This window comes from Salinisphaera sp. RV14, assembly GCF_052044135.1.
Lineage (GTDB): Bacteria > Pseudomonadota > Gammaproteobacteria > Nevskiales > Salinisphaeraceae > Salinisphaera.
Genome location: NZ_JBQDYF010000002.1, coordinates 1 through 14,380, shown reverse-complemented (window position 1 = coordinate 14,380; position 14,380 = coordinate 1). Strand labels below are relative to the sequence as shown.

Sequence of the window (14,380 nt, the reverse complement as noted above, 5' to 3'; positions counted from 1 at the left end):
TTGCCCGGGAGGCCAGCGGCCGACGTCACGGCGAAACAGCCGCGGCCGCTGGCATACTATGATGAAAGTCGCGGCGCGCTGCGCCGGTGCATGCCAGCCTCAGGGGGCTTATGAGTCAATCCTCGAAACACGCCACGCGTACCGATTCGCTCGAAACCCATCTCAAGCGCGAGAACCCGCTGCTGCTTGAGCCGCTGGCGGAGTTCCGCCGACTCGATCGCATCGCGCATCGCATGGGGCTGCTGGCGCCGAGCGAGAGCTTCACCCGGCGCGTGCCGTGGTGGCCCGTGGTTTCACTGCTGGGCACCTTCTCGGCCGGCAAGTCGAGCTTCATCAACAGTTATCTCGGCACCACACTGCAACGCACCGGCAACCAGGCGGTCGATGATCGCTTCTCGGTGATCTGCTACAGCGAGGACAAGGAGCCGCGCACCCTGCCCGGCTCGGCCCTGGACGCGGATCTGCGCTTTCCCTTCTACCGGATCAGTGGCGACATCGAGGATGTCGCGGCTGGCGAAGGACGGCGCATCAACAATTATCTACAGCTCAAGACCTGCAATTCCGAACAGATCCGCGGCAAGATCCTGCTCGATTCGCCCGGCTTCGATGCCGACAGCCAACGCTCGGCGACGCTGCAGATCACCGATCGCATCATCGATCTGTCGGACCTGGTACTGGTGTTCTTCGACGCGCGCCATCCCGAGCCCGGCGCCATGCGCGACACCCTGCAGCACCTGGTCTCGGACACCATCAACCGTGACGACGCGAGCAAGTTCCTGTTCGTGCTTAACCAGATCGATACCACCGCCAGCGAAGACAACCCCGAAGACGTGGTTGCCGCCTGGCAGCGGGCGCTGGCGTCGGCGGGCCTTACCGCCGGGCGATTCCTGCGTATCTACGACGAGGGCGCGGCCGAGGCCATCCCGGACGAATCACTCGCAGCCCGCTTCAAAGCCAAGAAGGATGCCGACATCGCCGAGATTCATCGGCGCATGAAAGGCGTCGAAGTCGACCGCGCCTATCGCGTGGTGGAACTGATGACCGGCGCGGCCGATACCCTGGCCGGCGAGGCCGGCGTCGGGCGGCTCAAGGGCTATCTGCGGCGCTGGCGCCAGCGCACGCTGCTCTACGACGGCCTGATGCTGTTGCCGATCGTGCTGGCCTGCGGCGCCGCCTTGATCTGGGCGCATGGCGTGGCCATGGGCGTGGTCGATCGTGTATTCGGCAACACCATCAGCGGCTGGCTGATCGTGGCGGTCGTCGCGGTGCTGCTCGGAGCGCTGCATTTCGTCAGCCGTTCGCTGGCAGCGAAGCAGATCGCGCGCCGGATCGATCCGGCCTCGCAACAGGCCTTCAGCCTCGACCTGCGACGCGCCTTCCGGCGCAATACCCGCTGGTGGCGCGGCCTGTTCAGTCTGCAACCCAAGGGCTGGCACCTCTTCGCCCGACGCCGCGTGGCCAGGATCCGCGACAAACAGGAAGCCATGGTGCGGCGTCTCAACGATCGCTTTACCCAGCCTTCGGGCTAGCGCCAATTAGCACCCTGTATTTCGCGTGTTTTTTCACGCCAAGCAAGTCGCGGCGGTGAACCGTGACAGGGAATACGGCAAAGCACCGCGGCGCCGAAGTCGGGCGATGAATTGACGTGACGGGACACAAGGGCCGGTTGCCGTTTCGTACACGTGCCGCGTTGGAGACCGCAAATCGGTCGAGACAACGCGCGCGTCGCCGGTCGTGGCGTGCCACGATCAAGACGCGCAACGCCGTATCGGCGCCCTGGTTGATTTTATGGGCGGCCCAACCCGAAGGGACAAGCGCTGTTTTGCGGCAATCCAGCGTTGGTGCTCTCTCACGTAGAACGACTACGCGACGTTCGCTACGCCTCGTCTTGCCGCCCCTAGTAATTTTTCAGGAAGCGCTTGGCGCGGACGCGCACGAAACGGCAACAGGCCCTAGCAGGCGGTGTCGTAATAACGGGCCATCTGCCAACCGAGTTCGGCCAGTTCACCGACCTGACGGGCCACACGCGCGGCCTGGTCGCCATGGCGACCGCCCGGCGCGCGGGCCTGCCCGGCCTGGGCGAAGGCCGCGATACCGAACAAGGCAAAGGCGATGAACGCCGGCCATTGTTCGATCGGGGCCAATCCACGGGCGCGGCTATAACGCCGCAGTAGCTCCGATTCATCGGGAATGCCCCACGCCACCAGATCGAGCCCCGAGATGCCGGGCAGCACATCGATGTCCGGCGGCAGGTAATAAGGCAGACAGGCATAGGCCAGATCAGCCAGAGGATGGCCCAGCGTGGCCGACTCCCAATCCAGTATGGCGACCAGTTCGGCCCCCTCCGCGGCCAGCATCAGATTCGCCAGGCGATAATCGCCGTGCGTGATGACGGGCGCGGCGTCCGCAGGCAGGTTGTGCTCCAGCCAGTCCGCCAGCGCGGCCATGGCCGGCTCCGGATCGGCCGCCGTCTGCGCGTACTGTCGCCGCCACGCGGCGACCCGGCGTGCCAGATAACCGCGGACACAACCGAACGACGACAGGCCCACGATATGGACATCGACATTATGCAATGCCGCCAGCGCATCGATCATGCCCGTGTATACGGCGCCGCGCTCGGCACGCGTCAGGTTCTCGAGCCGGGGATCGGCAGGCACCCGGCCGGCCACATAATCCATGATGTAGAACGGCGTGCCGAGCACCGACTCGTCCGCACAGAACGCATGCACTGCGGGCACCGGCACCGCAGCCACGCCGGCCAGCGCCCGCATCACGCGATACTCACGCGCCAGCCCATACGCCGCGACCGACGCCTGCACGGCCGCACTCTTGCGCAATACGAATCGTGCAGCCCCCGCCCCGTAACCGGAATCGACCACGAAGGTCGGGTTGGATTGCGCGCACGCGAACTGTCGCACGACCAGCTCGCCGTAATCCAGACCGCAAGCGGCGAGATAACGCGCAAGGGCATCCACATCGAAACCCCGGCCGGCGCCGACATCGATCAGCTCCGGCGGTGGCCCACCCCGGTTTTCATTGCGAATCGATGGCATCGAACGCATCGCCGAAATGGGCCAGGCCCGACACCCAGCGACGTGCGCCCGGCGGACGGATATCGCCACCGATCCCCACGACCCGCGGCCGCGCCACACGCATCAGCCGCGCCGTCCCGACCGCAGTCTCGCGCGTCAGCGATGCGTCGGGAGCGGCCACACGCCGCAGCGACTGCAACCGCCGCCGGTCATTGGATCCCTGCATCGCCTGCTCGTTTTCCCGACAGCGCCGACGGCTGCCCACGCGAACCTCACTGGAAATTCGCACGCCCACGCAACCCAATCAATGCGCCGTTTGGCGAATAACCCGGGCAACAACCTCGACGCCCCGGTGAGCTCACAACCGCGGGCTCCGCCGTTGGTTCTCCCGAGATCACTGTAGGCAAGGCGTGGGCGGGCGGCAGCGACAAAAAAAGCCCGACCGCTACCGGGGCCGGGCTTCTGACGATTCATGGGCTCATCGTCGATTCGGATTGAACGATCAGCGTTCGTCCGACATCGCGACTTCGTGCCTGGCCATGCCACCGCGGGTCTCGATCTGATCGGTGTTACGGCGCGTGGCGTGCGGGACTACGTGGTCCTGATAGTTGCCCGCTTCGACATGGCTGTTCGCTTCGGCGAGACGCGCATAGTGGGCATGCGTGCGATTGTGGTGAACGTTGGCCGTGTGCCGGGTGGCGCTGGGCAGCTTATGATCCTGATAGTTGCCGACAAAGGCGTGGGCGTCTGCATTGGCGCTGGCCAGACCGATCACGGCTGCGCTGGCGGTAAGGGCGATACTGCGAAACAGGTTCCGATGCGTCATGATTTTGACCTCGTTATCGACTAAGACTTTTGTCGTACGGCGGACAGTCTGCAGCCGAAACCGTCGTTTGCAAGGCGTTTTATGCGACTAAAGTTTAATGTTTCCGATAGCCTTTATTTATCCCGATCGTGCCAGCGATAGCTACCCCCATCCAATAGCTTGATAATACAGCTATTTGCCGAGGCGACACGGCCTTCGTCGCTGCCGGTCATCGGCACTGCATGCGCCCCGGCCGGCTCAAAAAGATTCGCGCCGCAGACCGGGGATGTCTTCCATGGCCGGGTCATGCGCGCCGGCGAAGCCGCGCTCGCGCGCCTCCCCGACGCTGCCCGAAGAGCCGAGTGCTCAGACCTGATCGCGCCTGAAACAGTTGAGCGCATGATCGTTGACCAGCCCCGTCGCCTGCATCCAGGCATAGACGATGGTCGGCCCGACATACTTGAAACCCCGTTTTTTCAGCGCCGCCGCCAGCACGCGCGAAGGCTCGGTCTCGGTGGGCACATGGCGGCCGTCGCCGACCTGCACCCGATGGTCGACGAACGACCATACGAACGCGGCGAAGTCTTCCCCGGCCGCCTGCATCGCGAGATAGGCGTGGGCATTGCCGATCACGGCCTCGATTTTCGCCCGCGAACGCACGATGCCGGGGTTGGCCATAAGTCGTTCGATGTCGGCCGCTTCGAAGCGCGCGACGCGCTCGGGATCGAATTCGGCGAACGCCTGCCGGAACGCCTGCCGTTTTCGCAGGATGGTCAGCCACGACAGGCCGGCCTGAAAGCCGTCCAGCATGAGCTTCTCCCACAGGGCGCGCGGATCGGTTTCGGGTACACCCCATTCGGCGTCGTGGTAGGCGACCAGCAACGGATGACTGCGCGCCCAGGCGCAACGCGCGGGCTCGGCATGCGATGAGCTCATGACGTTCATTCTCCTTACATGACGGACCGGGCTGCCGACGCCGCGACGCGCGCCAGCGGCCAGCGGACGCCACGCCGAGGCGCCGCGAAAGCAGGCGTTGCGCTGCCGGGCCGATGGCTTGCCCCGCAAGATCATGCCATGCGGCGCGGCTCGGCTGGCCCGGCATGCCTTGCGACAGCGACGCGGGGCTCGTATGAAATGGCAACAGCCCCTACCATTCCATGGCTGGGCTGCCGCCACAGACCATCGCAAGCGGTGGCATACGGCGGCAGCGCGCCGCAACTGTGACTCCGGAGCCCACTCATGTCCGAATCGATTCCGACCCAGATGGCTGCAATGCAGCTGGTTGGCCACGGCGACGTCGATCAGCTCGTGTACAACGAACAGACGCCGGTGCCCGAACCGGGCCCGGGCGAAGTGCTCGTCCGGGTGACCGCCACCGCCAAGAACAATACCGACCGCAAGGCCCGCGAGGGGCTGTACCCGACCAAGGACAAGGGCGACGTGACGTCGTTCGCCATCGGCGGCGCGCCCACGCTGACTTTCCCGCGCATCCAGGGCGCGGACATCGCCGGCCGGGTCGCCGCGGTGGGCGAAGGCGTGGACGCGTCGCGCGTGGGCGAGCGCGGGCTGCTGGATTTCAATATCTATGGCAGCGACCGACGCGATATCAATCTCACGCCCGATTATTACGGCCACGGCGCCGACGGCGGCTTTGCCGAATACGTAGCCGTGCCGTCCGACCAGTTCCACACCGTGGACAACGCCGAGCTGTCCGACGCCGAGCTCGCATCGATGGGCATGTGTTCCTATCAGACGGCTTATCACATGATGACGGCCGCGCGCGTATCGGCCGGCGAGCACATACTCGTCACCGGTGCCAGCGGCGGCGTGGGCACGGCCCTGATTCAGCTGTGTCGCATCGTCGGCGCCATTCCCTATGCCCTGTCCACGCCGGAAAAGGCGGATGCGCTGCTCGAACTCGGCGCTGAACACGTCTTCGACCGGCGCGCCATGGACGATTTCCCGGACCAGGTACGCCAGGCCACGGGCGGCGTGCCGTTCGACGCGGTCATGGATCTGGTCGGCGGCGAGGCGACCATGCGTTTCATCGAGGCCATGACCTTCGACATGAACGCGCGCTCGACCTACCCCCGGCTGTCGATCGCGGGCGCGAGTGCGTCCAACGTCACGGAAGTCATGTGGACCGTGATCTATCTTTACCAGGTGCATATCTTCGGCGTATCGCACGGTACCCGCGAAGAAGCCGAGCAACTGATCGAATGGATCCGCGCCGGCGAACTCAAGCCGGTGCTGCATGCCGCGTTCAAGCTCTCGGAGCTGCGCGAATGCGAGCGCTATTTTACCCATCGCGGCTCGAACTACCTGGGCAAGATCGTGGTCGTACCCGATGCCCTGTGGGCCGAGCACGGCGCCCCCTACGCCCTGGAGAACACCTGATGTCCCGACAATACGCCCTTCGCCTGATGGATACTCATGCCGGCGGCGATGTCTCGCGCATCGTCACGGGCGGCGTGCCCGAGCTGCCCGGTGACACCGTGCGCGCCCAGATGGTGTATCTGCGCGACGAAGCCGACGACCTGCGCCGCCTGTTGCTGGAAGAGCCCTATGGCATTCCGGAGATGTCGGTGGATCTGCTGGTGCCGCCCAGCGACCCCAGGGCGATCGCCGGCTACATCATCATGGAAGTGATGGGTTACCCGATCTATTCCGGCTCCAACACCATCTGCACCGCCACCGCGGTGCTCGAATCCGGCATCGTGGAAAAGGTCGAGGGCATTCAGCACTTCACGCTGGAAGCGCCGGCCGGGCTGGTGGAGATCGAGGCCCGGGTGAAAGACGGCGTGGTGGAGGCGATCACCTGTCAGGGGCTGCCGAGCTACATCGATACCTACGACGCCCGCATCGATGTGCCGGGCATCGGCGAGATCACCTATCACGTGGCCTACAGCGGCGGCTTCTATGCGCTGGTCGATGCCACCGAACTCGGCTTCGAGCTAGTTGCGCCGGAGGAACGCCGGCTGGCCGACGCCGCGCATACCATTGTCGAGGCGATCCGCGCGGATCGCGTATTCTCGCACTACAGCCTCGGCGACGTCGGGCCGTTGCCGTTCCTGCATTTCATGGGCCCGGTCGACAATCCCGCCCGGGGCTTCTACCGCTCGCGCTCGGCAACCTACGTGCATCCGGGCGTGATCTGCCGCAGTACGACCGGCACCGGCACCTCCGCGCGTCTGGCGCTGATGAACCATCGCGGCGAAATCGAACCGGGCGATCGTCTGGAAACCGTGTCGTTGCGCAACACACGGTTTGTGGGCGAATTCGTGGCCCGCGACAATGCCGAGGGGCAGGATGTGGTGCGTAACACGATCACCGGCCGGGCCCACGTCATAGCCGAATCGGAAATCATAGCCAACGCCGACGACCCGATGATCCAGCATCTGACGCTCAACCACGTGGTCGAGACACGCGGTTGAGGCGATTGCCGCGGCGCACCCGGCTTGATTTTGATACCCGCGCCATCATTTTATCGGCTGAACAGGCGGTCAATCGGGAACAGACATGGCGGAATACAGCAGGAACGAAGACGCGGTATCCCGGCTCACGCCGGAACAATATCGCGTCACCCAGGAAAACGGCACCGAACGCCCCGGCACGGGGGAATACCTGCATAACAAGGAACCGGGCATCTACGTCGACGTGGTGTCCGGCGAGCCCCTGTTCGCGTCCTCGGACAAATACGAATCGGGCTGTGGCTGGCCGAGTTTCACCAAGCCGGTCGAGACCGCCCATGTCAGTGAGCTGACCGACAATTCGCTGGGCATGCGCCGCACCGAAGTCCGCTCGGCGCACGGCGACAGCCATCTCGGGCACGTTTTCCCCGACGGCCCGCCCGATCGCGGCGGACTGCGTTACTGCATCAACTCCGCGGCGCTGAAATTCATCCCCAAGGATGAAATGGACGCCGCGGGCTACGGTGAGTATATCGATCAGGTGGAGGACATCGGATGAGCGCACAACGAGCCATTCTGGCCGGCGGCTGTTTCTGGGGCATGCAGGACCTGATCCGCCAGAAGGACGGCGTGCGGGCCACGCGGGTCGGTTATTCCGGCGGCGAGATGGCGAATCCGACCTATCGCAATCATGGCCATCATGCGGAAGCGATTGAAGTCGTGTTCGACGACGAACGCATCAGCTTCCGCGAGTTGCTGGAATTCTTCTTCCAGATTCACGACCCGACGACGAAAAATCGTCAGGGCAACGATATCGGCGAATCCTATCGCTCAGGCATCTACTATCTCGATAACGCCCAGCGCGAGATTGCCGAAGACACGATTGCTGACGTCGAAGCCTCCGGTCTCTGGCCGGGCAAGGTCGTGACCGAGCTCAAGCCCGCCGGTGAATTCTGGGAGGCCGAACCGGAACACCAGGATTATCTGGAGAAATTCCCGCACGGATACACCTGCCACTTCCCGCGGCCGAACTGGGTTTTGCCGCGCCGCAAGAGCGCCTGACTTAACAGCGTCACCGGCGGCATGGCGCTGTGCAGCGCTCATGCCGGCGCCACAACTACGGCCTCCGAGGCGGCCCCATCGCGATCGTCGGTAATCAGCCGCTGGCGTTCGCCTGGCCGCCGCCCTCGGCGAACTGCGCGCTGTAGCGCGCCGGGAAACGCGTTTTCAACGCCGCGACCTTGGGCTCATCGTTGACCCGCAGGTAGTAGCTGTCCGGATGCTTGACCGCATAGTTCTGGTGGTACGACTCCGCCGGGAAGAACTTCTGGCCCACGCTGACCCGGGTCGCGATCGGCCGGTGGAAGACATGCGCGCGATCGAGCTGCCGGATGTAGGCCCGGGCGACCCGTGCCTGACCGGCGCTCGCGGCAAAGACCTCCGAGCGATACTGTGGGCCCCGGTCCGGGCCCTGGCGATTCACCTGGGTCGGATCGTGGGCCACCGAGAAATAGATTCGCAACAGATCCGCGTAGCTGATCCGGGCCGGATCGTAGGTGATGCGCACCGCCTCGGCATCGCCGTAGCGGCCGGAACTGGAGTCCGAATAATTGGCGTGCGCCTTGTCCCCGCCCGCATAGCCTGACACGACGTTGGTGACGCCCTTGACGTGCGAGAACACTTCTTCCATACCCCAGAAGCAGCCGCCCGCCAGGACGGCCTGCGCGGTCTGGCTGCCGGGCCGCGACAAATGCGCACGGGCCGCCGGCACCTGCGTCCCGTAGACCGAATCGGCCGACCGGGCAGGCGTGTCGTACATCGCGGCCCCCAACACCACCGCGGCCGCCGCGCCGAGGGCGGCCAAAGTCGTGGATCGTTTCAATCGAGCGTGCATATCAACCTCCGTTGATGTCGTGCCCGGCGCGGTCAGGCCGCGCCCGTGGGTATGAAACGCAGGGCGACCGAATCCATGCAGTAGCGCAGGCCGGTGGGCTTCGGGCCATCGTCGAACTTGTGGCCGAGATGGCCGCCGCATTGCGTGCACGCGATCTCGGTACGGGTCATGCCGAAGCTGTGATCCGTGTGCTCGGTGACGTTCTCGGCCGCGATCGGCTGGTAGAAACTCGGCCAGCCCGTGCCGGAGTGGAACTGCGTCGCCGAATCGTACAGCGCGTTACCACAGCCCTGGCAGCGATAGATGCCCTGCTGTTCGGGCGGGTTGTAGTAGCGCCCCGTAAACGGCCGCTCGGTACCGTGCTCGCGCAGGATATGGTATTGAGCCGGGGTAAGCTCGGCCCGCCACTGGGCCGGCGTCTTGATTACGCGTTCGACCGTACGCTTGCCCAGTCGCTTGCCGTGATCGTCGAAGGCCACGATGGTTACCGGCCCGGTCGCCTCGGTGCCGGCCTGGCTGTCACCCGCGGCGCTGGCGGGCAACCAACGCGTCAGGCCCACCAGCAGACCGGCGCCGAACACGGTCGACGCCCCGATCAGAAAACGGCGCCTTGGATTGTTGATGCGCTGGTTCATTTCGCTCTCCCGCAGATCGCTTCAGGGGGCCCGCGCCATCGGGGTGCCCAACATGGACGCGGCACTCGCTCGCATGCTTGTCGACGGTATACTCGGCGCGCCAGCGACTGCGCCATTGAATATACGCCGCAAGGCCGGCAGTTGATGCGGCGTTGCCCCGGCCGCTGCGGCACGCCCTGCCCGTCTGGCGCTGACGTCAGTCGGGCTCCGGCCCACTCTGGCCCGCCCCGGCGCGATCAATAACAGGCCGCCTTCCCGGCGCGCCGAACAGCCCCGGCCATGAGCTCGGGCCACGAGTCAGGCAAGATGGCCGGCGGCAACCCGCCGGCCGATCAAGACTGGACGTTTTACTTGGTCTTGCTGGCCTTGGTGGCGGTCTTGTGCTTTTTGTGGGTGTGACTGGTCTTCTTCTTGTGGGCCATCGCGCTGTGGTGCTTGGTGGCCTTTTTATGGGTCATGGTCTTGTGCGCCGATGTCGCGCTTTCGGCGGCGCTCGCCGTGGCGGCAACGCCCAGGGTCGACAGGGCCAGAATCAGGGCGGTCATCACGGCATGCTTGCGAACGTTCATGGTCGATTCCTTTGTCATTGTTCGAATCCCGGCCCGGGTATCGGGTCGTGGCATTGAGATTAGGCGCCCCGGCCCGGGCAATCATCACGAATCGATCACATCGATCGTGAAGCTTTCGTGATGATGCGAGCTCTGCTCTGGGCTAGCGTAGATACATCGTGTAACGGAGTAAGTCGTGACCCGCCCCATTCTCTGCGTCGAAGACGATCCCGATATCGGGCGCTTGCTGATCGCATTACTGGGCGATGCCGGCTACCCGGCGATCTGGGTCGACGACGGCGAAAAGGCACTGTCGCGCTGGCGCGAAGCGTCGCTGGTGATTCTCGACCTCATGCTGCCGGGCATCGACGGTCTGGCGGTCTGCCGCGAGATTCGGACCGCGGACGCGGCGCTGCCGCTGATCATGCTGACCGCCCGGGCCGATACGCGCGAGGTCGTGCATGGGTTGGAGATCGGCGCCGATGACTACATCACCAAACCGTTCGACGGCGCGATACTGCTCGCGCGCGTGTCGGCGCTGCTGCGCCGACACGCCCGGGCCGGCGCCGGCCAGCTGCCGCGCGGCGCCGCGCCGATCGCGGTGCACGATCTGGTCATCGATATCGATGCTCATTACGCCACCCTGCACGGCGAACCGCTCTCGCTGACGGCCAAGGAGTTCGCATTGCTGTCGTTGTTTGCGCGCCATCCGGGCCACGGGTTCTCGCGCTCCGATCTGCTGGACGCGGTCTGGGGCCCGGAGTTCGATGGTTTCGACCATACCGTGAACACGCATATCAACCGGCTGCGCAACAAGATCGAGGCCGATCCATCCGATCCGCGCTATATCCTGACCGTCTGGGGCGTGGGCTATCGCTTCACCGACGCCGACCGACAGCCGTCCTCGTGAACGTTCTGCGCACGCTGCGCCGCCTGTCGCGTAGCCTCTATGGGCGCCTGGCGCTGGCCTATCTCGCCAGCCTGCTGGTGATGTCGCTGGCCACCGCCTGGATCGCCGTCGGCCAGTTCGATCTGCTCGGCCGGGAATGGCTGCAGCGCAATCAGCTGCATCTGGCCTCCCATCTGGCCGCGCGGCTGGCCAGGCCGTTGTCCGAGGGGCTGACCAGCCGGCCCGCGCGGCGGGCCGTGCAGCACATCAAGAGCATCAACCCGGCGCTGTCGATCTATGTGCTCAACCGCTCGGGCGAGGTGGTCGGGGCGTGGGCAGACGACCGCTGCGCGCTGGGCGGCCGGATTGCGATCGCCACGATCCGGCGCCTGCAATCGCATCTGCCGATGCTGCCGGTCTACGCCGATCTGCCGTGCGATGACGGCCGCAACGTATTCTCGGTGGCCAACATCCACTACGGACCGCAACGACATCGCGGCTATCTGTTCGTCGTCCCCGAAGCAGATACCAATATGTCGGTGGCGCGCATGTGGCAGACCAGCAGTATCTCGCGTTCGCTGGTGGTGGCCGGCGTGGGTGCCCTGCTGGTATCCGCCGCCCTTGGCCTGCTGCTGTTCGCCTTGCTGACCCGGCGCTTCTCGCGGCTCACGCGCGCCATGCAACGCTTCGCCGAAGGCGACCACAGCCAGCGTCTTTCCATGCAGACCGACGACGAGGTCGGCCGTGCGGCGCGGGCATTCAACGACATGGCCGCCACCATCGAAGCCCAGGTGTCGGCGTTACGCGAGAATGACCGGCAACGCCGCGACCTGGTCGCCAGCCTCTCGCACGATTTCCGCACGCCGCTGACCGCGCTGCGCGGCTATGCCGAGAAACTCCGGGCGGACGTACCCGAACACAACCGGCCCGGGGTCGATGCCTTGCTCGCCAATGTGGCGCGCCTGACTCGCCTGGCCGAGCAACTCTCGCTGCTGGCCTGCATCGATATCGATGAACGCGCCCTGCACGTCGAGACTTTTCCGGCGGCCGAACTGATCCATGACATCGCGAACAAATTCCGTCCCGAGGCCGAGGCCGCCGGCATCGTGCTGACAGTCGACTGCGTCGAGCCGCTGCCGGTCGCCGCCGACCTGGAACTCGTCGACCGGGCGCTGACCAATCTGGTCGACAATGCCCTGCGCGCGACCGACCCCGGCGGCCAGGTAACCTGCTCGGCTGCCGTGACCGGCGAACGCGTCCGCATTACGGTGACCGATACCGGCATCGGCATACCGGCCGAGGAGATCGGACTGGTCGTCCAGCGCTTCTACCGTACACGCGAGGCCCGCAGCCGACATGCCGGCAGCGGTCTCGGGCTCGCGATCGTGGCCGAAGTCTGTACGCGGCACGGCACACGACTGGAACTGACAAGCGACACCCACGGCACCGTCGCCGCCTTCGAGTTGCCCCTCGCCTAGACCACTTGGCTTGCGGATGCGATCCAGGCCCCCTGCCAGCCCACCGACCGCTGCCGAAGGCATCGATGAAGCTGTCGCGCGATTCGGCGAGCGGTCGAGCAATGGCGGCTGGTGTTTGCCGAACTACATCCGGTGACGGTCACCGAATACGGTGCGCATTGCACAGGTCGACCGGCATATCGATGCTGCATCGCGGTTCGTCCCTCGCCCCGAACATGGGCGCGCACTCGATACGCGCGCCCGGCGGATGGCTTGCTGGGCCTGGGCACTCGGCGATGTACGGCGCGCGCCCCGAGGACATCGAGCCCGCAGCACGGCAACCGGCGCGAGCGACGACAGGACGGGCTCGATGACCGGCCCGGCCCGGGACGGCACCGCACCTGGGCGATTTGACGATGGCTCGGCACGGGCGGTGGACGAAAATGGCCGGCCGCCCCCATCTGCAACCTCAACCCCGGTTGCGGTCAAACGGGCCGCTCAGCTGGCTGTGCCGCTTTCCGAGTCGCGCACAACCGCATCCGCGGGCAGATCGAGTACGAAACAGGCGCCGCGTTCGCGGTCCGGCTCGATCCAGAGTTGTCCGCCGTGATACTCGGCCAGTCGACGACTGACCGACAAGCCCATGCCCATGCCATCGCCGCCGGAACGAAAGGCCTGAAATATCACGTCCAGATCATCGGCCGGCACGCCGGGGCCGGTGTCGGCGACACGAATACGGATGGCCCGATCGTCGAGTGCTTCAGCGTCAATACGTATCGCCCGGATGTCGCTGTTCGCGACCGCCTCGATCGCGTTGCCGATCAGATTGACCAGAATCTGTTCGAGCTGGCCCGCATGCCCGCGACAGGGCGGCAACGCCGACTGGGCGGCGCAACGCACTTCCACGTCGGCCGCGCGGGCCGATCGCTCGGTGATTTCGATGCTGCTGTAGATCACCTGCAGGACATCACATTCGCTGAATGTATCCGCACCCCCGCCCACCAACTCGCGCGCCTGGGTGATGATGTTGCTCGCACGCGTGGCCTGTGTCTGGATGGCCCGCACCAGCGTGCCGATCCGGCTCGCGGGCTCGCCGGCCTCCAGCATTCGGGGCAGCACATCGGCGTAATTTCTGATCGCCGACAGCGGCTGACGCACCTCGTGCGCCATGCCGGCCGCGATCTCGCCGAGCCTGGCCATGCGTTGCATCTGCACGAACCGGTCATCGCGCGTCGCGGCCGGCACCGGGGCCCGGTCCTCGATCCGGCCGAAGATCATGAACGCGCCCCACAGCCGATCACCCTCGGCGTCCGGCACGATCTGAACACGCAGGCGCTCGGTCGGCTCATCGGCGCGGCTACAGTAAACCAGGCCGGTGAACGACTTGCCCTCGGCAAAGGCGCGGTCCAGGAATTCCTCGATATCGGGCGAACAGAGGCCCGCAAAGAACTGCGACGGCCGGCTATTGGCCGCGGGCGCGCCGAAGCGACGCTGGAAGGCGCGGTTCGTGAAGCGGAAATGCCCGGCATCGTCGAGATAAGCCACCGCAAGCGGCAGACTATCCGCCAACAAATACAGCCGCCTATCACCCACAGGCCCATCCGGCATCGAATCACCCTGAAAGATAGCGGCGCGTTATGATGCTGTAGTCTGCACTAGGGCCTGTTGCCGTTTCGTGCGAGCGCCGCGTTGGAGACCGCAAATCGTGTC

At 65.4% G+C, this 14,380-nt stretch carries 15 protein-coding genes; 7 read left to right on the top strand and 8 right to left on the bottom strand.

Annotated features, from left to right (window positions below; translation table 11 throughout):
• Window positions 1-110: 110 nt before the first annotated feature.
• Entirely contained in the window at window positions 111-1,529 is a 1,419-nt protein-coding gene (locus ACS8Y6_RS02975; RefSeq protein WP_440850186.1) for a dynamin family protein, read from the top strand.
• Window positions 1,530-1,952: 423 nt separating this feature from the next.
• On the opposite strand, the gene ACS8Y6_RS02970 is transcribed toward ACS8Y6_RS02975, so the two are convergent.
• The 4 genes from ACS8Y6_RS02970 to ACS8Y6_RS02955 all read right to left on the bottom strand — a co-directional run bounded on the left by ACS8Y6_RS02970 (window position 1,953) and on the right by ACS8Y6_RS02955 (window position 4,773).
• Window positions 1,953-3,053 (bottom strand): phosphotransferase family protein, encoded by a 1,101-nt coding sequence (locus ACS8Y6_RS02970; RefSeq protein WP_440854946.1) that lies wholly within the window; start codon window positions 3,051-3,053, stop codon window positions 1,953-1,955.
• Window positions 3,034-3,258: a hypothetical protein gene (locus ACS8Y6_RS02965; protein ID WP_440854945.1), complete on the bottom strand. Its 225-nt coding sequence runs from the start codon at window positions 3,256-3,258 to the stop codon at window positions 3,034-3,036. The genes ACS8Y6_RS02970 and ACS8Y6_RS02965 overlap by 20 nt, the downstream gene beginning before the upstream one ends.
• Window positions 3,259-3,534: 276 nt before the next feature.
• On the bottom strand, window positions 3,535-3,858 hold the full coding sequence (locus ACS8Y6_RS02960; protein ID WP_440854944.1) for a hypothetical protein: 324 nt from the start codon (window positions 3,856-3,858) through the stop codon (window positions 3,535-3,537).
• Window positions 3,859-4,203: 345 nt separating this feature from the next.
• On the bottom strand, window positions 4,204-4,773 hold the full coding sequence (locus ACS8Y6_RS02955; protein ID WP_440848963.1) for a DNA-3-methyladenine glycosylase I: 570 nt from the start codon (window positions 4,771-4,773) through the stop codon (window positions 4,204-4,206).
• A gap of 303 nt (window positions 4,774-5,076) precedes the next feature.
• Here ACS8Y6_RS02955 and ACS8Y6_RS02950 point away from each other — a divergent pair, with 303 nt between their 5' ends.
• From ACS8Y6_RS02950 to msrA (ACS8Y6_RS02935), 4 genes are all read left to right on the top strand, one after another.
• Entirely contained in the window at window positions 5,077-6,234 is a 1,158-nt protein-coding gene (locus ACS8Y6_RS02950; protein WP_440848964.1) for a zinc-binding dehydrogenase, read from the top strand.
• Window positions 6,234-7,271, top strand: a complete 1,038-nt coding sequence (locus ACS8Y6_RS02945) for a proline racemase family protein (RefSeq protein WP_440854943.1) — start codon at window positions 6,234-6,236, stop codon at window positions 7,269-7,271. Before ACS8Y6_RS02950 ends, ACS8Y6_RS02945 begins: the two co-directional genes overlap by 1 nt.
• Before the next feature lie 85 nt (window positions 7,272-7,356).
• A complete protein-coding gene (gene msrB, locus ACS8Y6_RS02940) occupies window positions 7,357-7,806 on the top strand; it encodes a peptide-methionine (R)-S-oxide reductase MsrB (RefSeq protein ID WP_440848966.1) in 450 nt (149 codons plus the stop codon).
• A complete protein-coding gene (msrA, locus tag ACS8Y6_RS02935; protein ID WP_440848967.1) occupies window positions 7,803-8,309 on the top strand; it encodes a peptide-methionine (S)-S-oxide reductase MsrA in 507 nt (168 codons plus the stop codon). Before msrB (ACS8Y6_RS02940) ends, msrA (ACS8Y6_RS02935) begins: the two co-directional genes overlap by 4 nt.
• A gap of 94 nt (window positions 8,310-8,403) precedes the next feature.
• Here the strand turns inward: msrA (ACS8Y6_RS02935) and msrA (ACS8Y6_RS02930) are convergent, their stop codons facing one another.
• The 3 genes from msrA (ACS8Y6_RS02930) to ACS8Y6_RS02920 form a co-directional block, all read right to left on the bottom strand.
• A complete protein-coding gene (msrA, locus tag ACS8Y6_RS02930; RefSeq protein WP_440848968.1) occupies window positions 8,404-9,141 on the bottom strand; it encodes a peptide-methionine (S)-S-oxide reductase MsrA in 738 nt (245 codons plus the stop codon).
• Between the two features lie 32 nt (window positions 9,142-9,173).
• Window positions 9,174-9,776 carry a peptide-methionine (R)-S-oxide reductase MsrB gene (msrB, locus tag ACS8Y6_RS02925; protein ID WP_440848969.1) on the bottom strand — a complete coding sequence of 201 codons (603 nt, stop codon included), beginning with the start codon at window positions 9,774-9,776 and terminating at the stop codon, window positions 9,174-9,176.
• A gap of 347 nt (window positions 9,777-10,123) precedes the next feature.
• A complete protein-coding gene (locus tag ACS8Y6_RS02920; RefSeq protein ID WP_440848970.1) occupies window positions 10,124-10,345 on the bottom strand; it encodes a hypothetical protein in 222 nt (73 codons plus the stop codon).
• Window positions 10,346-10,520: 175 nt separating this feature from the next.
• On the opposite strand from ACS8Y6_RS02920, the gene ACS8Y6_RS02915 reads away from it, so the two are divergent.
• Complete coding sequence (locus ACS8Y6_RS02915; RefSeq protein ID WP_440848971.1) at window positions 10,521-11,234, top strand: winged helix-turn-helix domain-containing protein; 714 nt, start codon at window positions 10,521-10,523, stop codon at window positions 11,232-11,234.
• A complete protein-coding gene (locus tag ACS8Y6_RS02910) occupies window positions 11,231-12,691 on the top strand; it encodes a sensor histidine kinase (RefSeq protein WP_440848972.1) in 1,461 nt (486 codons plus the stop codon). Before ACS8Y6_RS02915 ends, ACS8Y6_RS02910 begins: the two co-directional genes overlap by 4 nt.
• A 477-nt stretch (window positions 12,692-13,168) precedes the next feature.
• Here the strand turns inward: ACS8Y6_RS02910 and ACS8Y6_RS02905 are convergent, their stop codons facing one another.
• A complete protein-coding gene (locus tag ACS8Y6_RS02905; protein WP_440854942.1) occupies window positions 13,169-14,278 on the bottom strand; it encodes an ATP-binding protein in 1,110 nt (369 codons plus the stop codon).
• Window positions 14,279-14,380 lie beyond the last annotated feature (102 nt).